Below are 21,955 nucleotides of genomic sequence, written 5' to 3' on the forward strand. Positions count from 1 at the left end.
GACCCATGACCGAAGCTTACATTTATGACGCCCTGCGCACTCCGCGCGGCAAGGGCCGTAAGGATGGCAGCCTGCACGAGGTAACCTCGGTGCGCCTGTCCGCCTTGACCCTGAACGCGATCAAGGAACGCAACAACCTCGAAGGCCACGCCGTTGAGGATGTGATTTGGGGCAACGTCACCCAAGTCATGGAGCAAGGCGGCTGTCTGGCGCGCTCGGCGGTTCTGGCCTCTGACCTCGACCAGTCGATCCCCGGTCTTGCGATCAACCGCTTCTGCGCCTCGGGCATGGAAGCCGTGAACCTGGCCGCGAACCAGGTCAAAGGCGGCGCAGGCGAAGCTTATATCGCTGGCGGTGTTGAGATGATGGGCCGCGTGGCCATGGGCAGCGACGGTGCCGCGATTGCTGTAGACCCGACGCTGGCAATGGACACCTATTTCGTTCCGCAGGGCATCTCAGCCGACATCATCGCGACCGAGTATGGGTTCAGCCGCGACGATGCCGATGCACTGGCCGTTGAGTCTCAGAAACGCGCGGCAGAGGCTTGGGAAGACAACCGGTTCGAGAAGTCGGTCATAACCATCAAAGACCAGAACGGCCTGACCATTCTGGATCGCGACGAATATATGCGCCCCGGCACTGACATGCAGAGCCTCGGCGCGTTGAACCCGTCCTTCCAGATGATGGGTGAGCAAATGCCAGGCTTCGACAAAGTAGCGATGCTGAAATACCCGCATCTGGAGCGGATCAACCACATCCACCACGCGGGCAACAGCTCGGGCATTGTGGACGGCTCGGCCGCTGTTTTGATCGGCAACAAGGAATTTGGTGAGAAATACGGCCTCAAGCCACGTGCCCGCATCAAAGCAACTGCGAAGATCGGCACCGACCCGACCATCATGCTGACCGGCCCGGTTCCGGTGACCGAGAAGATCCTTGCTGACAACGGCATGAAGATCAGCGATCTGGATCTGTTCGAAGTGAACGAAGCTTTCGCCTCGGTCGTGCTGCGCTTCCAGCAGGCGTTCGACGTCGATCCGGCGCTGGTAAACGTCAATGGCGGCTCGATCGCGATGGGTCACCCGCTGGGTGCTACCGGTGCGATGATCATCGGCACGCTGCTGGATGAGCTGGAGCGTCAGGACAAGGAAACCGGTTTGGCCACGCTCTGCATCGCGTCCGGCATGGGTGCGGCAACCATTATCGAGCGGGTCTGATGCCCAAGCTGGATCTCTCTCAGATCCCGTTCAAGGGTGGCTCGTCTTATCCCGGCAAACTGGCCGAGGCGGTCGGAGGCCGCTTCAATCAGGGCGTCGGAGATGCGGGCGGGCTGACCCAGTTCGGGGTTAACATCGTACGGCTGGAACCGCAGGCTTTGTCCTCGCTGCGCCATTACCACATGGAGCAGGACGAGTTTGCCATTATGCTCAGCGGCAAATGCGTGCTGATCGATGACGATGGTGAGCATGAGATGCTGCCCGGTGACTGCGCCGCTTGGCCTGCAGGTGAGGCCAACGGCCATCACCTTGTGAATCGAACCGACGCGCCCGCGAGTTTTCTGGTGGTGGGCACACGGACCCCGACAGAGACCTGTATTTACAGCGACTTAGACATGATGGTGAAGGACGACGGGAACACCTTCACCCGGAAAGACGGCAGCCCGCTGACGGCTGACCAGATTGGAGATGACAATGACTGATTTCACTCTGACCAAAGACGCAGACGGCGTCGCTTTTGTCACCTGGGACGCCCAGGGCAAATCCATGAACGTTCTGACCCGCGAGGCCTTTCAGGAGGTCAGCCAGCTGATCGATCAGGCCCTGAACGATGATGAGATCAAGGGGATCGTTATCACCTCGGGCAAAGAAGGCTCGTTTGCTGGCGGCATGGACCTGAACACGTTAGCGACCATCCGTCAGGAGGCCGGTGATGAACCGGCGCAGGCGCTGTTCGATTTTGTAATGGGCGGCCACCACATCCTGCGCAAGATGGAGCTTGCGGGTATGGACCCCAAGACCAAGAAGGGCGGCAAGCCGATCGCCTGCGCCATCAACGGCACATGCGCCGGGATCGGGACCGAGATCGCGCTGGCCTGTCATCACCGTGTCATGACCTCGAATGCCAAGGCAAAGATCGGCCTGCCCGAGATTCTGCTGGGCATCTTCCCCGGCGGCGGCGGCACCATGCGCTATAGCCGTATGGTTGGTGCGATGGCGGCCGCTCCGGTTCTGTTGGAAGGCAAGATGATGGACCCGAAGAAAGCCAAGGGCGCCCAGCTGATCGACGATGTTTCGGACGATCCGGTCGCAGCCGCCAAGGAATGGGTTCTGAACGCCAAGGACGCCGATCTGGTCAAGCCTTGGGACGCGAAGGGTTACAAAATGCCCGGCGGCGCGCCCTACCACCCTGCTGGCTTCATGACCTTCGTCGGCGCCAACGCGATGGTGAATGGCAAGACCCAAGGCGCCTTCCCGGCGGCCAAGGCTCTGCTGAGCTCAATCTACGAAGGGGCGCTGGTCGACTTCGACACTGCCCTGAAGATCGAGGCCCGTTGGTTCACCAACGTTCTGATGAACCCCTCCTCGTCGGCCATGATCCGGTCGCTGTTCCTGAACAAGGAAGCGTTGGAGAAAGGCGCGGTCCGCCCCAAAGATGTGGCTGATCAGCGCGTGAAAAAGGTCGGTGTTCTGGGCGCTGGCATGATGGGTGCGGGTATCGCTCTGGTCTCGGCGCAGGCCGGGATGGAGGTTGTTCTGGTCGACCGTGATCAGGCTGCCGCCGACAAGGGCAAGGCCTATTCCGAAAGCTATATGGACAAGGGCATCAAGCGCGGCAAAGCCACGGCTGAGAAGAAAGAGGCCCTGCTGGCGCAGATCACCGCCACCCCTGATCTGGAGCATCTGAAAGGCTGCGATCTGATCATCGAGGCCGTGTTCGAAGACCCCGGCGTCAAGGCCGATATGACCAAAAAGGTCGAGGCGATCATCCCCGAGGATTGCATCTTTGCCTCGAACACTTCGACCCTGCCGATCACCGATCTGGCGAAGGCCTCGGTCCGGCCCGAGCAGTTCATTGGCATCCACTTCTTCTCGCCGGTTGAGAAGATGTTCCTGGTCGAGATCATCAAGGGCAAGGAAACTGGTGATCGCGCCGTCGCCAAGGCTCTGGACTATGTGCGCCAGATCCGGAAGACGCCGATCGTGGTCAACGATGCGCGCTTCTTCTACGCCAACCGCTGCATCATCCCCTATATCAACGAAGGTGCGCGCATGATCACCGAGGGCGTCAGCCCGATCCTAATCGACAACGCGGCGCGTCAACTAGGCTTCCCGGTGGGACCGATCCAGCTGACCGACGAAACTTCGATTGATCTGGGTGCCAAGATTGCGCGCGCGACCAAGGCGGCGATGGGCAATGCCTATCCCGAAAGCCCCTCGGACGATCTGATCTTCTGGATGGAGGAACAGGGCCGTCTGGGTCGCAAGGCCAATGCAGGCTTCTTCGACTATGACGAAAAGGGCAAGCGCGTCGAATATTGGAAGGGCCTGCAGGACAAGTACCCCCTGGCCGCTGAGCAGCCTGATCTGATCGAAGTGCAGGAACGTCTGATGTTCGCACAGGTTCTGGAAGCGGTCCGTGCGCTGGAAGAAGGTGTTCTGGAAGACATCCGTGAAGGCGACGTGGGCGCGATCCTGGGTTGGGGCTTTGCGCCTTGGTCCGGTGGTCCGCTCAGCTGGCTGGACATTATCGGCACGCCCTACGCAGCCGAGCGTTGCGATCAACTGGCCGAGGCTTACGGAGAGCGTTTTGCCTGCCCGCCCCTGCTGCGTGAAATGGCTGAAAAAGATCAGAGCTTCTATGGCCGGTTCAACCCGGACGCCAAAGCCGCCTAAAACAACGACGCAGGCGCAACTCCCCTTGCGCCTGCGTCTTCCTTACTGAACAGCCGGAGCGGTTTGCCATTCAGGCCGGAGAAACAGAACCGGTGCATTCGGTCGACCCGGCCGCCCGGGCCTGCGAATACCCGCCGCAGGGCGGATAGGGAAAATCGGATCCGTCGGGATCGGAGCAGGCAAAGCGCCCAATGGGTTCGCCAGTGCCGAAATCTCACCACTTGCAGCAAGCGCTCCGACCAACGCAGCGGCAGCGTCTTCGTCAGCCACCGCATACTCTTTTGCCTGACCAGACGTGCGACTGAAGCGCCCCGAAGGGCAATAGGCCTGCAAACCACCCTCGATATAGATCACCTCGTCCTGATCGAAAAACAGTGTCGTGACCTCGAACGACGATCCCGGAGATTGCGAGGACAACCGACAGGCCCCGTCCAATACCCGCGCAGGCAACACTGTTACACCTTGATCCGTCAGGTCCAGTTTGCCGCGATCCAGAGCGACGCCCTGTTCCGGCATCAACCAAACCGCGCGCCCATTATAGGCCGCCCGCGCAGGCACAAAGATGGGTAGATGGGCTGATCGTCTCTCACCTGCCGGGATATTGACCCAACTGGTCGAGACCCTGCGGACCTCTTTGAAACCGTGATCCAACGTTCGAACCAGATCACCAGCGGCGATACGTTCAATCAGCTTCCATCCACTGGTGGTCGCGATTTTGGTTCCGTGCAGGAACCCCCCTCTGCGCGATGACACTGCGTCCAGCGCAACTGGCAGATCCGCATCGTCATGATACTCGGAAACATCCGAAAAACTCACTACTTCCAACACGTGCCGAACCCCCTTTTGGCACAAATACTCACATCTCAAGAGATAGCAGACGCAGCGGTTTTCCGTCTTAGTTTGGCCGTATTTACGCCTAATTTGGGTTAAAACGAGGGGTTTTTCGCGACAGAAAGCATTGCAGGAGTGGGTTTATCGACTAATCGGAAACTATGAGCCGGACGTTGCGTCAAAGGCGTAGCCGAATCTCTCGATGTCTTCTGCGCAGGCTTCTGCCACGGATTGGGCGGACCTGTCGGAATAGTATGCCCGATAGTCCGACTGCCGGTCCGAGGGATTGAGATGGGGCAATTCCACCTCAAACCCCAGATGGCGAAACAGGGGCTGCGCGTCCTGCTCGAACTGCTCCAACCGTATGAACAACTGGCACTGTTCAACCCCATCCGCGCGGGTCATGTAGCGCCGCGCGGGATGATCCTGAAATGAGCGACGAATGGTTGGATGCAGGACAAAGGGCTCGAATGCCAATTGCTGCGACAGGGTGACAGCCTCATGCGCGAAGCTCTGAGAGCGCAGCCAGTGGTAATAGCTGACCATGCGATCCCACGGGTTGCGGACCAGCGTGAAGGCAAACATTGCCTCAAGTTCACCCTCTGGCAACACCCCGTCGATATCCGCAAGCGTCGCGTGTTTGTGCAGCCTCCCCCGCGCGGTCAGTTCCTTGGCGCGGCGCCGCCGTTTCAGGGCCTTGGGCGTGTCTCCGATCAGGATGTCATCCCTCTTGGCCCGCTGCTCCAACGCCAAGGCCAGTGAAGTTCCCCCCGTCTTGGGCATGTGCACAAACACATAACGGCGGCCGTGAGAGATGATCATGCCACCTCCTGCTCAGGGGTCGCGCGCCTAGCTCTCCAGCCCAGAAGTGCGCCGGCTGTTGCGATCAGGCCGATGCCAAAGATCTGCATCACTCCTATCGTCTGTCCAAGGGCAACCCATGCGAACAGAGGGCCGAAGATCATGATCGAATATTCGAACACGGCAACGAATGAGGGCTCTCCGACCTGATAGGCTTTGATCATCATGAAAACAGCCACGGTTGATCCGACGGCCTGTATTGCGACCCATGGCAAGGCAGCGCGCATATCGAGGACCAGACCACGGGTCACAAAACCTTCGGGACCGTCGGGTCCGAACGCGGGAAAGGCGGTAAAAACGATCAAGCCGATGGCCCCGGCAACGCCCAGAACAAGCATGTTGTTGGCCAGAAGGGCGACTGTGCTTTCATCCGAGCAATAAGTCCGCGTTACGATCACGCTGAGCGCGTAGAAGAACCCTCCGACAACCGGCAAAAAGGTCCTTACGTCGAACTCAGTTGGGTTGGGTTGCAACACACACAGGATGCCCACGAACCCCAGTAGAACCGCGCCGATGCGCCATGGTCCGATGACCTGTTTTAAGCCCAGCGCCGATATCAACAGCACGAACATCGGCGAGGTGAACAAGCCCGCCAGGGCCTGAGCAATCGGCATCAACGCCAGCGAGGCGAAATAGAACAGCATGCCCGTCGCGATCAGAACGCTGCGCAGCAAGACAAATCGCAGCCGTTTTGGCCGCAGACTTCCCAAACCCAATAGGGACAGCCCGATGATCAGAGGCAACATCAAAACGGCACGGCTGAGGTGGAACTGCCACAGCCCGATGGTTTCGGCCAGCAGGATCACCACGTTGTCGATCACACCAAGAATGGCCATTGCCGAGACCATCAGCACTGAGGCCAAAAAGGGGAGCGTTTCTTTGCCTGGCTGCATGTCCTGCCTCGGGTTAGATGCGCGCAACAGCGCTTGTGCCATCCAGCATATTTCTGAAAGCCTGCGCAACAGGTTTGCGCCCCGCGATTTCCACATGCTATGCTTTGGCAAAAGAAAAACACGAGCAGCCCAATCCAGATGACGGCCCTGAAACAGTATCAGCGGATCGAAGCCACCGGTCTGTGGCGCTCCTCGCCCGATGAACAGCGGCGCGAGGTTGTGGTCTCAATCGGTGAGGCGACCCTGACGATCTCGGATTTTAATGACCGGGCGCTGACGCACTGGTCTCTGGCCGCGTTGGAGCGGCAGAATCCGGGTAGTTTCCCTGCGATTTTCAACCCTGATGGCGACCCGGACGAAACGCTGGAACTGGCCGAAAGCGAAAAGACCATGCTTGAGGCCATCGACCGGCTGCAACGCGCCATCGACCGCGCGCGCCCGCATCCCGGTCGGTTGCGCTGGTTTAGCGTCGCAGGCGTCGTCGCCGCTGTGCTGGCGGTGTTGCTGCTTTGGTTGCCCGGGGCCCTGCAAAACCACGTGGTCTCGGTCGTGCCCGAGGTCAAACGGCAGGACATCGGCGACGAGATTCTGAAACGAATCGAGCGGGTTTCGGGGCGGGCCTGTGCCTCACGCGATGCGCAGGCCTCCTTGGATCGTCTGGCCAAGCGCACGGGCGTGCGGCAGATCATCATCCTGCCCGCCGGGGTGCAGGACAGCCTCAGCCTGCCGGGCGGGACGGTCTTGTTGAACCGGGCGTTGGTCGAAGATCACGAAGACCCCGCCGTGGCCGCTGGCTATGTCATCGCCGAGCGCGCCCGTATCGCGGCACAAGACCCGTTGGATGATGTTCTGGACCGAACCGGCGCCTCCTCGGCCTTTCGTCTGCTGACGACCGGAGGCCTGACGCCCGAGATCGTCGACAGCTATACCGAGCAAGTCCTTTCGGAACCCCGTCCGTCTCTGACAGATGAGGCACTGCTGGCAGTTTTTGCACAGACCGCCCTGCCCTCGACCCCATATGCCTACGCGCGGGATGTGACCGGGGAAACGGTTCTTGGCCTGATCGAGGCCGACCCGATGGCAGGACGCACACTGGAACAGGTGCTGCCGGACCGCGATTGGGTCCAGCTTCAAAACATCTGCAGCGAGTAATCGGGCTTATTTGGTGCCGAACATACGGTCTCCGGCATCGCCGAGGCCGGGCATTATATAGCCTTTCGAGTTCAGCTCACGATCCAGCGCGGCAGTGACGATATGCACGTCCGGATGGGCCTCTTTCATGCGGGCAACCCCTTCTGGTGCCGCCAACAGGCAGAGGAACAGGATCTCGGTCGCGCCCGCCTCTTTCAGCAGATCGATCGCTGCGGCCGAGCTGTTGCCCGTGGCCAGCATCGGGTCAACTGCGATGACCAACCGGTCTTTCAAGCCCTCTGGCGCTTTGAAGTAATACTGAACGGGCTTAAGCGTTTCTTCGTCGCGGTAAAGCCCGACGAACCCCACACGGGCCGAGGGGATCAGTTCCAGCACCCCGTCCAGCATCCCGTTCCCGGCGCGCAGGATCGAGACCAGTGCAAGCTTCTTGCCAGCCAGAATCGGCGCGTCCATCTCCTCCATCGGAGTTTCGATATGACGGGTGGTCAGCTTAAGCTCGCGAGTCACCTCATAGGCCAGCAACAGGGTGATTTCCCGCAGCAACTGACGGAATTCGGCAGTTGAGGTTCCCTTGTCCCGCATGAGCGTCAGCTTGTGCTGCACCAGCGGGTGGTCAACGACGGTCAGGTGTTCGCTCATGTGTTCTCCAGTCTTTTCTTGACCCGCGCGCGGGTGTCTTCATCGCAAAAGGCCGCGTTCAGGGCCGTTTCATTCAGGGCTGCAAAGTCTTCGGCACCCCAATCGAAGGCTGCCTGCAACATCTCATACTCGCGCCGCATAGTGGTATGGAAAAATGGCGGATCATCCGTGGAAACGGTGACTTTCGCCCCGGCGTCGCGCAACCGCGCAATCGGATGCGCGGCGAAATCCGGGTAGAGACCCAGAACCACGTTTGATCCTGGGCAGACCTCAAGCGTGACGCCCAGGTCGACCAGTTCATGCACCAGATCGGGGTCTTCAATGGCGCGAACGCCGTGGCCGATACGTTCAACACCCAAGTCACGAACTGCATCACGCACGCTGTCGGGGCCACCGAACTCACCTGCATGGGTGGTCAGGCGCAAACCGGCCTCACGGGCGCAATCGAAGGCCCATTTGAATTCGCCCTGAGTGCCGATGGATTCATTGCCGCCCATACCGAAACCGGTGATCCAATCGCCTGCGGTTTCCGCAGCGCAGCGGGCGCTGATCTTGGCCTGATCCGGGCCGAAATGGCGAACACAGGTGACCACGCCGCGCAGAGTGATATCGAACTTGCGCTCGGCCTCATCGGCGGCGTCCTGAATGGCGTTCAGATAGTCGCGCCACGCGTTCAGATCGCCACCGCCGCAAAAATCGGGGCTGAGGAAACTCTCGCAATATACCACCCCATTGGCGGCGCTTTCCGCAAGGATCGCCAGGGTAAGGCGGCGGAAATCCTCCGGCGATTTGAGGACCTCACACGCGGCCTCATAGACGCTGAGGAAATGGGCGAAGTCGCGGAAGTCGTAGCCGCCGTCGGGCTTGAAGATGCCGCTCAGATCGATGCGTTTTTCATGCGCCAATTGCCGGATGAATGCGGGCGGCGCGGCACCCTCATGGTGCAGGTGCAATTCGATTTTTGGAAGGTCTGCGACACTCATAGAAAGCTCTTTCCCGGCCCTTGCGCCGGTACGTTCAGGTGATGGGCGATGCTGGCGGCAACATCGGCGAAATGGATCTGACCGAGTTGGCCTGACCCCTTTCCGGCCACCAAAACCGGCACTTGCTCGCGCGTGTGGTCGGTGCCGATCCAACTGGGGTCATTGCCGTGATCCGCCGTCACTATCAGCATGTCATCCGGGCGCAGCTTAGGCAGGATGGCTCCGATTTCCCGGTCAAACCACTCCAGCGCACGAGCATAGCCGCTGATATCGCGACGATGACCGTAGAGGCTATCGAATTCGACGAAATTGGCAAAACTCAGGCTGCCATCCTCGGCCTGATCCACCAGGTCGGACAGGTGCCGCATCAATTCGGCGTCGGAGCCTTTGCGCAGCGTGTCGATGCCCTGCATGGAGAAGATGTCTCCGATCTTGCCAACGGCGTGCACGCGGCGGCCTGCGTCCTGAACCCAGTTCGTCAGAACAGGCGCGGGCGGCAAGATGGCAAAGTCCTTGCGGTTCGTTGTGCGGGTGAACCCGGCATTAGGAGAGCCGACGAAGGGGCGTGCGATGACACGGCCCACCTTCATCTCATGCAGACGCGGCGCGAGTGCTCGGCACATCGCAAGCAGGTTATCGAGACCAAAGCTCTCCTCATGCGCGGCGATCTGGAACACGCTGTCGGCGGACGTGTAGCAGATCGGCCAGCCGGTGCGCATATGCTCGGCCCCAAGCTCGGCAATGATGGCCGTTCCGGATGCGTGGCAATCGCCCAGAATACCCTCGGTCCCCGCAGCTTGCGCTGCTGCTTGGCTCAGATCGGGAGGAAATGCGGGCTGTGTGTCAGGAAAATAGTGCCAGTCCCACGGCACGGGCAGCCCCGCCATTTCCCAATGGCCCGAGGGTGTATCCTTGCCCGGCGACAGTTCGCGCGCGCATCCCCACAGGCCAGTCGGTTGAGCCGCCAACCCCGGCGTTGTGTCGCCCGAGGCCAGTCGCGTCGCAGCACCCAGACCCAGCGCATCCAGATGAGGCAATGCAAGCGGGCCGCTGCGCCCGTCCTCAGCCCGCCCCTCGGCACAGGCTTGCGCGACATGGGCCAGTGTGTTGGCCCCGGTGTCAGGCACATCCCCGTTGAAGAACGCGCCTGCATCAGGTGCTCCGCCGATACCGACCGAGTCCATCACGACGAGAAAGGCGCGGCTCATGCCATGATCCTTTCATGCACCAGATCGGGCACGGCAACCGGAGCATCAGCGATCGTTATCGCCGCCAATACGCTCTGGGTCGCCTGAGCCGCCGCGTCCTCGCGCGCCGCGTGAACAGCGGCCAAAGGCGCGCCCTTGGTGACCCGCTCGCCTAGCCGTACCATGTTTGACAAACCCACCGCCGGGTCGACCATATCGCTTTCCACTTGACGTCCACCGCCAAGAGCCACCACGGCCAGCCCCAAGGCTTCGCCGTCAATGGCCGTGATGTATCCGTCGCGCGGTGATGGAACCTCGGTGATCACGCTGGCTTCGGGCAGGAACCGAGACCACGTCTCAACAAATTGCACCGGGCCTCCAACGGCGGCCATCATGCGACCAAACCGTTCTGCGGCGCGGCCATCCCGGATGATCTCGGCGATTTTGGCGCGGCCCTGATCCACTGTTTCAGAGATACCTGCATCCGCCAGCAACACCCCGCCCAACTCGGCAGAGATTTCGGCCAGAGGAGACGTGCACCCTTCGGTCAGGACCTTCATGACCTCGGCCACCTCCAAGGCGTTGCCCAGTGCCGAGGCCAGAGGTTGGTTCATATCGGTGATGACGGCGGAGGTTCGGCAGCCGGCAGCGTTAGCAGTTGCGGTCAGCGCCTGAGCCAGCTCGCGCGCGTCTTCAAGCGTCTTCATGAACGCACCGCTGCCGGTTTTGACATCCAGTACCAGCGCATCGGGACTTGCCGCAAGTTTCTTGGACAGGATCGAGGCCGTGATCAGATCGAGGCTTTCCACCGTCGCCGTCACATCCCGCACCGCATAGAGACGCTTGTCCGCAGGCGCGATCTGCCCCGTTGCGCCGACAATCGCAGCCCCGGTGTCGCGCAATACCTGCGCCAGACGCTCCTGCCCGATCTGCGTGGTGACGCCCGGAATCGCCTCAAGCTTGTCCAGCGTACCGCCCGTATGGCCCAAGCCACGGCCCGAGATCATGGGCACATAAGCCCCACATTCGGCCAGAGCCGGAGCCAAGATCAGGCTGACGCAATCACCAACACCGCCCGTGGAGTGTTTGTCGATGACCGGGCCATCCAGATCCCAGCGCAGCACGTCACCACTGTCTCGCATCGCGACGGTCAGGTCGGCACGTCCCTGCGCACCCAGCCCGCCCATGCAGACGGCCATCGCAAAGGCCCCAGCCTGCGCGTCACTGACGTTGCCATCGGCCAGACCTTGGGCAAACCACGCAAGCTCTGGCCCGGTGGGCACTTCGCTGCGGCGCAGTTTAACGATGATCGAACGGGCATCCATGCGGTCAGCTGTCCTGCATGTGCGAGGCGTCAAATGCGCCGGGCAAAAGCTGTCCGATCGTGGTTTCCAGCTCGGCGCCGTCGGTTGTCGCCAAGGTGACCTTCACATCCCGCGCGCCGAACTCGGCCAGTTTCTGACGGCAGCCACCACAAGGCGGCACCGGCTGCGGGCTTTGGGCAACGACATAGACGTCGGCCAGCTCGGTCTCGCCCGAGGCGACCATGGCGGCAATTGCGCCCGCCTCGGCACAGGTGCCTTCGGGATAGGCCACGTTCTCTACGTTGCATCCAACATAGAGCGTCCCTGATCCCGACAGAATCGCCGCGCCCACCTTGAAGTTCGAATAAGGCGCATGGGCGTTTTCGCGAACCTTCAAGGCGGCATCTTTAAGCGACATGGCGATTCCCCATTTTTTGATCAGTTGGTCAGAAATTCAGACCCTACCGGAAAACGAGGGGCGAATAGAAGCCCCGCCGCGCATTTATTCCAGCGCCGTCTTGAACACCCCCGGCAACGTCACCTCGAGCAGTTCAACATCGTCAGAGGGCTGCGACAAGCGTGTGCGCATCCCCGGTGGTATCACAAAAGCATCCCCTTGCTCTAGTTGATAGGGATCACGGCCTTCGCCCTCCAGAGTGACCTCTCCGCTCATGACGAAGGTGAAATGGATGTCGGTGTCGTGGCTGGCCCAGACCGGATCACCCTGCCCGCGCCGGACGACCTGAACACCGGCGACCCCTTTGGTGTTCTCGGCAATCGTGGTGTCGCGGCAGATATAACCCGGCAGTCGGAACGGCACCCAATCCGCATCTTTCGCCTGATTGTAAACAAAGCGTTGCCCCTGCCATTCCCGGTCGGGGCGCAGATGCGGCGTCGGCAGTTCCATCTCGTGATCAATTTCGGTGACATGTTCGGCCGGAACGCCGATCTCGATCACCTGCACATTGTCCGAGGCTTCCAGCACGCGGTGGCGGATTTCCGGCGGTTGGATGAAGCAATCACCGGCGGTCAGGCGCAATTTGTCGCCCTGATCTTCGTAAACGACATCAACCCAGCCGTGTATGCAGAAGATCAGCTGAAACCCGACCTTATGGAAATGCACCATATCCGGCACAGGGCCGCCATCGGGGATGCGAATATGACTGGCAATGATTGACCCGCCCAAACGATCCGGCACCAGATCGCGATAGTGCATCCCGGCCCGTCCAATGATCCACGGCGCTTGGTCCTTGAGCCTGCGCACGACAAAGGAATGCACCGTTTCGGGCATCACCAGAGGGGGATCGAGGTCCTCGATTTCGATACGCGTTCCATTCGGAGCTACCAGAACCCGATCCCCATTGGCAAAACCCTCAGGGTTCTCGGTCAGAATACGTAAAGTGCCGGGGGTTTCGGGTGCATCCTTCTCGATCCGCACCCTTAGGCCATGGCCGGAAAAAACGGCAGTTCGAGGATCGTCAGCAGGATAGATCATATCCATCTGCATCCCCAAAACCTTGGTGTAGAACGGAATATCGTCGCGCAATTCTTGCGTAGGCAAACGGATTTCAGCGCGGGTGCTCGCCGCGTGCGCTGTCTGGGTCATGTAAGCTCTCGTCAGTCGGTTCTTTCGGCCATCCGATCAGAACCGACGCCAGAATGCCAATCGAAAAATACATCTCGAGCGTTTCTTCCAGAACAAACAGCCGCGTCTTCATAACCGAGGACATCGTGGCCTCATACAGGCCCGAGATTTCTTCGAGCCCCTGCGCCACAACTGCGGCCACCCCGGCAAGCACAAAGATCGCAAGGAACGGCGCCTGAACTCTGACCGCCCGCCACGCGTTGGGAATGCCGTGCCACAGCACACCCCCCAGCACGACCACCGCCAGGGCGACACGCACGAGCGTCATGTCCAGCAGACCGTCCAAGCCGCTTAGCACCGCGAATGGCACAGAGCCTTCGGCGTAAATATCCGCCTCAAGCTCACGCTCGGCCAGCAGCAGGCACCCTACGCCGATGTAAAGCCGCGCGAGCCCTCGATATTTGACCAAGGCCACAACGCCAGCCATCAACAAACAAGCCGCCGAGATCGTCTCGATCAATCCGCCTTCCTGATTGAACACCTCAGCCTGCAAGGGGAACAAGGCGATACACCCGAGGATCAAAGCCGCAACGCCCAGCGCAGCCCAGAACCAGAACCGGTCCACCCCAAAGCGGAAGCGGGATGGCGAGAACACCTCGGAAGATGTCATTTTGAGGTCGTTGGGCATTTTGGGGTCTCAGAGCAATTCGCAGAAGTTTGCGGTTTGTAAAAATTTTGCGACAATTAATCAAGGAAACGGTCGGGTTTTGCCAAGCTTCAGACGCGGCATAGCCAAGTCGAAAAAAATAGTTTAAGGCTAAATCAAATTTTGAAGGGAGCTTTACCGCCGATGTCTGACACACCCAGCTTGCGGCAGGCCGCGCTTGACTATCACGCTCATCCCAAGCCCGGAAAGCTTGAAATCAAGGCCACGAAGCCGATGGCAAACGGCCGGGATCTGGCCCGCGCCTATTCGCCGGGCGTGGCCGAGGCCAGTCTTGAGATCAAGGCCGACCCCTCGAACGCGGAACACTATACCGCACGCGGCAACCTTGTGGCCGTCGTGTCGAACGGAACGGCTGTTCTAGGTCTAGGCAATATCGGTGCCCTCGCCTCGAAACCGGTGATGGAAGGCAAAGCCGTCCTTTTCAAGAAATTCGCCGGGATCGACTGCTTCGACATCGAGGTCGACCAGCCCGACCCCGAAAAACTAGCCGATGTCGTCTGCGCTCTGGAACCGACCTTCGGCGCAATCAACCTTGAAGACATCAAAGCCCCCGATTGCTTCATCGTCGAAAAGCTGTGTCGCGAGCGCATGAACATCCCCGTTTTTCACGACGATCAGCACGGAACCGCAATTGTTGTCGGGGCCGCGGCCCGCAATGCATTGCACGTCGCCGGCAAGAAGTTCGAGGAAATAAAAATCGTTTCGACCGGCGGTGGAGCGGCCGGGATCGCCTGCCTCAACATGCTGGTCAAACTTGGCGTCAAGCGCGAGAATATCTGGCTGTGCGATATTCACGGGCTGGTCTATGAGGGTCGCGCCGAGGATATGAATCCGCACAAAGATCAGTTCGCCCAGAAATCCGACCTACGCACCTTGGACGACGTGATTGGTGGGGCCGATCTGTTTCTGGGCCTAAGCGGCCCAAATGTTCTGACGCCCGAGATGGTCGAGAAAATGGCTGACCGCCCGATCATCTTCGCTCTGGCCAACCCGACGCCCGAAATCCTGCCCGAAGCCGCGCGTGAAGTCGCGCCTGATGCGATCATCGCGACCGGACGCAGCGATTTTCCCAATCAAGTCAATAACGTGCTATGTTTTCCATTCATCTTCCGCGGCGCATTGGATGTCGGCGCAACCGAGATCAATGACGAGATGCAGATTGCCTGCGTCGAAGGCATTGCCGAATTGGCCCGCGCCACCACAAGCGCCGAGGCCGCCGCTGCCTACAAGGGTGAGCAACTGACGTTTGGCCCGGACTACCTGATCCCTAAACCCTTCGATCCACGCCTTGTGGGGATCGTATCTTCGGCGGTCGCCAAGGCCGCAATGGAGAGCGGCGTTGCCAAACGTCCGATCGACGACCTTGAGGCCTACAAGGAAAAGCTGAACCAGACCGTCTTCAAATCTGCCCTTCTTATGCGCCCCGTGTTCGAGGCCGCCGCAGCCTCAAGCCGCCGGATCGTCTTCGCCGAGGGCGAGGATGAACGTGTATTGCGCGCTGCACAGGCCATCCTTGAGGAAACGACCGAAACTCCGATCCTGATTGGCCGCCCCGAAGTGATCGAAGCCCGCTGTGAGCGTCTCGGCCTGGTCGTCCGTCCCGGCAAGGATCTGCAGATTGTGAACCCGGAAAACGATCCGCGCTACTACGACTACTGGAACTCATACCACCAGATCATGCAGCGCCGCGGCGTCACCCCCGATCTGGCCAAGGCGATCATGCGCACGAATTCCACCGCGATTGGCGCTATCATGGTTCATCGCGGCGAAGCCGACAGCATGATCTGCGGCACGTTCGGCGAATACCGCTGGCATTTGAATTACGTCGAACAGGTTCTGGGCACCCCTGACCTGCGCCCACACGGGGCATTGTCGTTGATGATTCTCGAAGACGGCCCTCTATTCATTGCCGACACTCATGTAAGGCAATTGCCAAATCCCGCAGAACTTGCTGAGATCACCCTGGGCGCAGCCCGCCACGTGCGGCGTTTCGGGCTTGAGCCGAAGATTGCCTTTTGCTCGCAGTCGCAATTCGGCAACCAGGCCGAAGGCTCGGGCAAGCGACTGCGTGAGGCAATTGCCATTCTGGACAGCGAACCACGCGACTTCACCTATGAAGGCGAGATGAACCTGGACACGGCCCTCAACCCAGAACTGCGCGAACGTATTTTCCCCGCCTCACGCCTTGAAGGTGCCGCGAATGTCCTGATCTTCGCGCATGCAGATGCCGCAAGCGGCGTGCGCAACGTTTTGAAGATGAAAGCCGACGGAATCGAAGTAGGCCCGATCCTGATGGGCATGGGCAACAAGGCACATATCGTGACACCTTCGATCACCTCAAGGGGGCTGCTGAACATGGCAGCAATCGCGGGCACGCCCGTAACCCACTACGGCTAGAGCGGGTGGATCAACGCCAGACATCCTGTGGGTGTCTGGCTGTCCGACTCAACCAATACCCTTTGCACTCATAAATTTGCAGGTTTGCAAAATCATATTTTCAACCTGCTAAATTCCATAAAATCTTGAGGTTTGCAAAAATTTGCAGGCTTTTTTTGGCCATCCTGCAAATATTTTGCGATAAACTGACGCGCCGTCACTCGCGCCGCTTGCCCACTGCCCTATCGCTGCCTAACAACAATTGCAGTGATTTTGGGAGGAGGGCCTGATGGCATATCAAGACGTTTACGATGGCTGGAAAAACGACCCCGAGGCGTTCTGGATGGACGCCGCCAAAGGCATTGATTGGATCTCGGCCCCCAGCAAAGCCCTGTTTGCCGACAACGCCCCTCTGTATGAATGGTTCAGCGATGCGCAGGTCAATACCTGCTGGAACGCCGTCGACCGCCATGTGGAAAACGGGCGCGGCGAACAGACAGCCATAATCTATGACAGCCCGATCACCCATACCAAGCGCGAAATCTCGTATGTCGAACTTCGCAACCGGGTAGCAACGCTGGCCGGTGCGCTGCGCGCAAAGGGCGTTGAAAAGGGCGACCGCGTCATCATCTACATGCCGATGATCCCGGAAGCGCTTGAGGCGATGCTGGCCTGCGCCCGTCTGGGCGCCGTGCATTCGGTGGTGTTCGGCGGCTTTGCCAGCAACGAACTTGCCGTGCGGATCGACGATGCCAAACCCAAGGCCATCATCGCCGCCTCCTGCGGGTTGGAGCCTGGTCGCGTGGTTCACTATAAACCTCTGCTGGACGGCGCCATCGACCTAGCCAGCCACAAGCCCGAGTTCTGCGTCATCTTCCAGCGCGAACAGGAAGTGGCACAGCTGATCGAAGGCCGCGACTTCAACTGGCATGGCTTCCAATACGGCGTCGAACCTGCCGAATGCGTGCCGGTCGCGGGCAATGATCCGGCCTATATCCTCTATACCTCAGGCACCACGGGCGCGCCCAAAGGCGTTGTGCGTCCGACCGCCGGGCATCTGGTGGCGCTGCACTGGTCGATGAAGAATATCTACAATGTCGATCCGGGTGATGTGTTCTGGGCCGCATCGGATGTGGGTTGGGTCGTTGGGCACTCCTACATCTGCTACGCCCCGCTGATCCACGGCAACACCACCATCGTGTTCGAGGGCAAACCCGTTGGCACACCCGACGCGGGCACCTTCTGGAGGGTGATCTCCGAACACAACGTGCGCAGTTTCTTCACAGCCCCCACCGCGATCCGCGCCGTCAAGCGTGAAGACCCCAAGGGTGAGCTGATTGGGAAATACGACCTGTCCGGTCTGCGCGCCATGTATCTCGCAGGTGAACGCGCCGACCCCGATACCATCACCTGGGCGCAGGATGCGCTGAACGTTCCGATCATCGACCACTGGTGGCAGACCGAGACCGGTTGGGCCATTGCAGGCAACCCGCTGGGGATCGAGGAACTGCCCATCAAACTGGGATCTCCGGCCAAGCCGATGCCCGGCTACGACGTGCAAATCCTTGACGAAGGCGGCCATCCGCTGAAACCGGGTGAGCTGGGCGCGATTGCGGTCAAGCTGCCGCTGCCTCCGGGCACTTTGCCAACGCTTTGGAACGCCGAAGAGCGGTTCAAAAGCTCGTACCTGAACCACTTCCCCGGCTACTATGAGACCGGCGATGCGGGCATGATCGACGAGGACGGTTACCTCTATATCATGGCGCGCACCGATGACGTGATCAACGTCGCGGGTCACCGCCTGTCGACCGGCGGGATGGAAGAGGTCCTGGCCGCCCATCCCGACGTGGCCGAGTGCGCGGTGATCGGGGTGTCGGATCAGTTGAAAGGTCAAATGCCGGTGGGTTTCCTTTGTCTGAATACCGGTGCCGACCGTGACCATACCGAGGTGTCGAACGAAGTCGTCAAGATGGTCCGAGACAAAATCGGCCCTGTGGCTGCATTTAAACTGGCCGTGGTTGTAGACCGCCTGCCCAAGACCCGCTCGGGCAAGATCTTGCGGGGCACCATGGTTTCGATTGCCGATGGCAAAGAGTACAAGATGCCCGCGACCATCGACGATCCCGCCATCTTGGACGAGATCAAGGACGCGTTGCAGACAATTGGCTACGCTCAGTAGCGCGGCCCCCCTCTTGCAACCTGAAATAGGCCCCTTACTGTCTTTCTAAGACAGTGAGGGCCCATGACTCAAAGCAAAATCTGGCAACTCAGCGCCACTGAGCTGACCACCCTGACCCGCAACGGTGACCTGAGTGCCGAGGACGCCGTTGCATCCTCCATCTCTCGCATGAATGCCGTCAATCCCGATCTGAATGCTGTGGTCGAGGATCTGAGCCAGCAGGCCTTGCAACGCGCGCGCGCCTTGGATCAAGCACGGGCAGCAGGGGCACCGACCGGACCGCTGCACGGGGTGCCGATAACCATCAAGATCAATGTCGATCAAAAGGGCCACGCGACGACAAACGGGGTCGTGGCGCTGAAAGATGTTATCGCCCCTGATGACGCGCCTGTTGTATCAAACCTTCAGAATGCCGGGGCAATCGTTATTGGCCGGACCAACACGCCCGAGTTTTCCTTCCGCGCCGACACCGATAATCCGCTTTATGGGCGCACGCATAACCCTTGGGGGCGTCATATCTCAGCCGGAGGGTCGTCGGGCGGTGCCGGGGCGGCCGTCATGGCCGGGATTGGCGCTTTGGCGCATGGAAACGACATTGGCGGAAGCCTCAGGTTTCCGGCTGCCGCCAACGGGGCGGTGACAGTCAAACCCGGCCTTGGTCGCGTCCCCGCCTGGAACCCCAGCCAAACGGCCGAGCGCGGAATACTCGCCCAATCCATGTCCGTTCAGGGCCTGATCACGCGATCCGCAGCCGACCTGTCCCTGTCGATGCCCAGCCTGATCGCCTCGGACCCGCGCGACCCGTTTCATGTTCCTCTGCCATGGCAGGGTGAGGCTCTGGACGCTCCGATCAAAGTGGCCTTTACCAAGAACACATTCGGATACGCCCTTCATACAGAGGTCGAAAAGGCGCTGGACACTGCGCGCGACGCGCTGGTCGATGCGGGCTATCAGGTCGACGAGGTCGATCCCCCAGATGTCTTCGCATGCGGTCGCATCGGATACCGCACATTGATGGGCGAGGTTCTGACCTTGTTGAAATCCGATATCCAGGCGGCCGGTTCCCAAACCATCCAGGATATCTTCGAGGTCTATTTTCAGGAATTCCCACCTATCGTGGAGACTGAACTGCTGCGAATGCTCGCCAAACGCAGCCACTATGCCCGTGAATGGTCGCTGTTTATGGAAGACTACCCCCTCGTCCTGTCCCCGTTCCTGCCTCAACCCTTTTTCAAACCGGACCGCGACACCGAAGGGGCCGAGGGCGTGCATGAGGTTCTGGGCTGCGCGGTCTATTCCTATGCGATGAACTTCCTTGGCCTGCCTGCCGCCTGCGTTCCGTCAAGACTGGCAGAATTGTCCAACGGCCTACAGCCCATCAATGTTCAGATCGCAGCGCGTCGTTGGCGAGAAGATCTAGCAGTCGATGCGGCGGCGGCGATCGAGGCGCGGGTCGGGCAGATGTGCAAACCTCTTTGGGAGCGGATGACCCGCTCCGACTAACCCCCCCCAAAAAAAATCGACCCCGGGTTTTTGTGCCCGGGGTCCGCTTGCTTAAATATGCCTGGATTTCAGATAACGAGCGTGGCACCACCCACCCTCGCCAGCGCAAAAAATGCGCAAGTATGTCGAAAACGCTGTTTGGTGGCCACTCACTCCCACCTAAGCGTGTTCTCCAGGCAAGATCACATTACCTATTGCATGCTCACCCGCATGTGAACTTGTTCACACAAGAAAAAATTATTTTTCAAAACTGACGAAATTCTAAGTGAATTGTTCAGAAATCAGGCGCTCTTCAAGGCCATGTCCGGGGTCGAAAAGAATGCGATGGGTGATCTCGGATTCCGAGCAGATTTCGACCCAATCAATGTCTGGAAAGGAAATAGAATCGGCATCGGCCATCACCGGGCGTTTATCGGCATCCAGCACGTCGATGCGAACTGTTGCGGTTTTGGGCAGCAAGGCCCCGCGCCACCGACGGGGTCGAAATGCAGCAATCGCGGTCAGGGCCAACACATCCGCCCCGATCGGCAAAATCGGACCATGGGCCGAATAGTTATACGCGGTCGATCCCGCAGGCGTAGACAGAAGCGCGCCGTCACAGACAAGCTCTCCCATCCTTTCTCGGCCATCGACGCTGATCTTCAAACGCGCCGCTTGCGGACCCGCGCGCAACAGTGACACTTCGTTAATCGCCAGCGCCTCATGCAGTTTCCCGGATTGATCCATGGCGCGCATGGCCAGAGGATTGATGACCTCCACCTCGGCGTCATCGAGACGTTCCAAGAGATCAGTGTCAGAATAGGTGTTCATCAGGAACCCGATTGTCCCACGGTTCATCCCGTATACCGGCGCATCGAGGTGCTGCATGTTCTTGAGCGTGCGCAGCATGAACCCATCGCCACCCAGCGCCACCACCACATCCGCATCGCGCGGCGCGGCGTTTCCGTATTTGGCGACCAGGACCTCGCGGGCTGATTGCGCGACATCAGCCTCGCTTGCGAGAAAAGCGATTCTCTTTTTCATTTTTTCCGGTTTCCGGTGCTGCACATTTGGTTCCGAAACAAACATACCTTTCCCCAATAGGCCAGAGTTGACGCCCACGCCGTGCAATTCGTCGCTTTAAAGCTGTTGCCTCGGTAGGGTTTCCGATAGGAAATCCGCAAGCAATACCCCAGACATGTGGAGCTATCATGAACGCCAATCTCCGTGACACCGGTTTTTTCACCCAGTCTTTGTCGGACCGTGATCCTGAGCTTTTCGGTTCGATCACGTCCGAGCTGGGCCGTCAGCGCGACGAGATCGAGCTGATCGCGTCGGAAAACATCGTCTCTGCCGCCGTTATGGAAGCGCAGGGCTCGGTGATGACCAACAAATACGCCGAAGGCTACCCCGGTCGTCGCTACTATGGCGGCTGCCAGTTCGTCGACATTGCCGAGAACCTGGCCATCGACCGCGCGAAAGAGCTGTTTGGTTGCGGTTTCGCCAACGTGCAGCCGAACTCGGGCAGCCAGGCGAACCAGGGTGTTTTCCAGGCGCTGATCCAGCCCGGTGACACCATTCTGGGTATGTCGCTGGATGCCGGTGGTCACCTGACCCACGGTGCCCGCCCGAACCAGTCGGGCAAATGGTTCAACGCCGTGCAATACGGCGTGCGCAAAGAAGACAACATGCTGGACTATGATCAGGTTGAGGCGCTGGCCAAGGAGCATAACCCCAAGCTGATCATCGCAGGCGGCTCGGCTATCCCGCGCCAGATCGACTTTGCCCGCATGCGCGAGATCGCCGACATGGTCGGCGCCTATTTGCACGTGGACATGGCGCATTTCGCCGGTCTGGTGGCCG

General features: G+C 59.8%; 19 protein-coding genes. 8 read left to right on the forward strand and 11 right to left on the reverse strand.

Features of this window, described 5'->3' with window-relative positions; genetic code table 11:
* The first annotated feature begins 5 nt into the window (after positions 1 to 5).
* The 3 genes from ACR0J4_RS09370 to ACR0J4_RS09380 are packed head-to-tail and all read left to right on the forward strand — an operon-like array spanning position 6 to position 3,893.
* A complete protein-coding gene (locus ACR0J4_RS09370; protein WP_170465656.1) occupies positions 6 to 1,217 on the forward strand; it encodes an acetyl-CoA C-acetyltransferase in 1,212 nt (403 codons plus the stop codon).
* Positions 1,217 to 1,699, forward strand: coding sequence for a cupin domain-containing protein (locus ACR0J4_RS09375; RefSeq protein WP_170641044.1), 483 nt, complete (start codon positions 1,217 to 1,219; stop codon positions 1,697 to 1,699). Before ACR0J4_RS09370 ends, ACR0J4_RS09375 begins: the two co-directional genes overlap by 1 nt.
* Positions 1,692 to 3,893 (forward strand): 3-hydroxyacyl-CoA dehydrogenase NAD-binding domain-containing protein, encoded by a 2,202-nt coding sequence (locus tag ACR0J4_RS09380; RefSeq protein ID WP_170641046.1) that lies wholly within the window; start codon positions 1,692 to 1,694, stop codon positions 3,891 to 3,893. The genes ACR0J4_RS09375 and ACR0J4_RS09380 overlap by 8 nt, the downstream gene beginning before the upstream one ends.
* 42 nt (positions 3,894 to 3,935) lie before the next feature.
* On the opposite strand, the gene ACR0J4_RS09385 is transcribed toward ACR0J4_RS09380, so the two are convergent.
* From ACR0J4_RS09385 to ACR0J4_RS09395, 3 genes are all read right to left on the reverse strand, one after another.
* On the reverse strand, positions 3,936 to 4,721 hold the full coding sequence (locus ACR0J4_RS09385) for a Hint domain-containing protein (RefSeq protein WP_480668418.1): 786 nt from the start codon (positions 4,719 to 4,721) through the stop codon (positions 3,936 to 3,938).
* A gap of 162 nt (positions 4,722 to 4,883) precedes the next feature.
* Positions 4,884 to 5,546, reverse strand: coding sequence for a sulfotransferase family 2 domain-containing protein (locus ACR0J4_RS09390; protein WP_170641048.1), 663 nt, complete (start codon positions 5,544 to 5,546; stop codon positions 4,884 to 4,886).
* The gene (locus ACR0J4_RS09395; protein WP_170641391.1) at positions 5,543 to 6,478 is read right to left on the reverse strand and encodes a DMT family transporter; all 936 of its coding nucleotides are present in this window, start codon (positions 6,476 to 6,478) and stop codon (positions 5,543 to 5,545) included. Before ACR0J4_RS09395 ends, ACR0J4_RS09390 begins: the two co-directional genes overlap by 4 nt.
* A gap of 138 nt (positions 6,479 to 6,616) precedes the next feature.
* Between ACR0J4_RS09395 and ACR0J4_RS09400 the strand changes: the two genes are divergently transcribed.
* On the forward strand, positions 6,617 to 7,630 hold the full coding sequence (locus ACR0J4_RS09400) for a hypothetical protein (RefSeq protein WP_170641050.1): 1,014 nt from the start codon (positions 6,617 to 6,619) through the stop codon (positions 7,628 to 7,630).
* Between the two features lie 6 nt (positions 7,631 to 7,636).
* Here ACR0J4_RS09400 and upp read toward each other — a convergent pair whose 3' ends face one another.
* The 7 genes from upp to ACR0J4_RS09435 form a co-directional block, all read right to left on the reverse strand.
* Complete coding sequence (gene upp, locus ACR0J4_RS09405) at positions 7,637 to 8,269, reverse strand: uracil phosphoribosyltransferase (protein ID WP_170374268.1); 633 nt, start codon at positions 8,267 to 8,269, stop codon at positions 7,637 to 7,639.
* The gene (locus ACR0J4_RS09410; protein ID WP_170641052.1) at positions 8,266 to 9,252 is read right to left on the reverse strand and encodes an adenosine deaminase; all 987 of its coding nucleotides are present in this window, start codon (positions 9,250 to 9,252) and stop codon (positions 8,266 to 8,268) included. The genes upp and ACR0J4_RS09410 overlap by 4 nt, the downstream gene beginning before the upstream one ends.
* Complete coding sequence (locus ACR0J4_RS09415) at positions 9,249 to 10,460, reverse strand: phosphopentomutase (RefSeq protein ID WP_170641054.1); 1,212 nt, start codon at positions 10,458 to 10,460, stop codon at positions 9,249 to 9,251. The genes ACR0J4_RS09410 and ACR0J4_RS09415 overlap by 4 nt, the downstream gene beginning before the upstream one ends.
* The gene (locus ACR0J4_RS09420) at positions 10,457 to 11,764 is read right to left on the reverse strand and encodes a thymidine phosphorylase (protein ID WP_170641056.1); all 1,308 of its coding nucleotides are present in this window, start codon (positions 11,762 to 11,764) and stop codon (positions 10,457 to 10,459) included. Before ACR0J4_RS09420 ends, ACR0J4_RS09415 begins: the two co-directional genes overlap by 4 nt.
* Before the next feature lie 4 nt (positions 11,765 to 11,768).
* The gene (locus ACR0J4_RS09425; RefSeq protein WP_170641058.1) at positions 11,769 to 12,161 is read right to left on the reverse strand and encodes a cytidine deaminase; all 393 of its coding nucleotides are present in this window, start codon (positions 12,159 to 12,161) and stop codon (positions 11,769 to 11,771) included.
* A gap of 84 nt (positions 12,162 to 12,245) precedes the next feature.
* Positions 12,246 to 13,349 carry a cupin domain-containing protein gene (locus ACR0J4_RS09430; protein WP_170641060.1) on the reverse strand — a complete coding sequence of 368 codons (1,104 nt, stop codon included), beginning with the start codon at positions 13,347 to 13,349 and terminating at the stop codon, positions 12,246 to 12,248.
* A complete protein-coding gene (locus tag ACR0J4_RS09435; protein WP_170641062.1) occupies positions 13,312 to 14,016 on the reverse strand; it encodes a hypothetical protein in 705 nt (234 codons plus the stop codon). Before ACR0J4_RS09435 ends, ACR0J4_RS09430 begins: the two co-directional genes overlap by 38 nt.
* 162 nt (positions 14,017 to 14,178) lie before the next feature.
* Between ACR0J4_RS09435 and ACR0J4_RS09440 the strand changes: the two genes are divergently transcribed.
* The 3 genes from ACR0J4_RS09440 to ACR0J4_RS09450 all read left to right on the forward strand — a co-directional run bounded on the left by ACR0J4_RS09440 (position 14,179) and on the right by ACR0J4_RS09450 (position 20,113).
* A complete protein-coding gene (locus tag ACR0J4_RS09440) occupies positions 14,179 to 16,452 on the forward strand; it encodes an NADP-dependent malic enzyme (RefSeq protein WP_170641064.1) in 2,274 nt (757 codons plus the stop codon).
* Positions 16,453 to 16,720: 268 nt separating this feature from the next.
* The gene (gene prpE, locus ACR0J4_RS09445) at positions 16,721 to 18,610 is read left to right on the forward strand and encodes a propionate-CoA ligase PrpE (protein ID WP_170747379.1); all 1,890 of its coding nucleotides are present in this window, start codon (positions 16,721 to 16,723) and stop codon (positions 18,608 to 18,610) included.
* Positions 18,611 to 18,673: 63 nt separating this feature from the next.
* Positions 18,674 to 20,113: an amidase family protein gene (locus ACR0J4_RS09450; protein ID WP_170641068.1), complete on the forward strand. Its 1,440-nt coding sequence runs from the start codon at positions 18,674 to 18,676 to the stop codon at positions 20,111 to 20,113.
* A 261-nt stretch (positions 20,114 to 20,374) separates the two neighbouring features.
* Here ACR0J4_RS09450 and ACR0J4_RS09455 read toward each other — a convergent pair whose 3' ends face one another.
* Positions 20,375 to 21,181, reverse strand: coding sequence for an NAD kinase (locus ACR0J4_RS09455; RefSeq protein WP_170465611.1), 807 nt, complete (start codon positions 21,179 to 21,181; stop codon positions 20,375 to 20,377).
* A gap of 122 nt (positions 21,182 to 21,303) precedes the next feature.
* Between ACR0J4_RS09455 and ACR0J4_RS09460 the strand changes: the two genes are divergently transcribed.
* On the forward strand, positions 21,304 to 21,955 hold a 652-nt coding region (locus ACR0J4_RS09460), incomplete at its 3' end, for a PLP-dependent aminotransferase family protein (RefSeq protein WP_480668423.1).

It is taken from the genome of Ruegeria sp. B10, assembly GCF_056539825.1.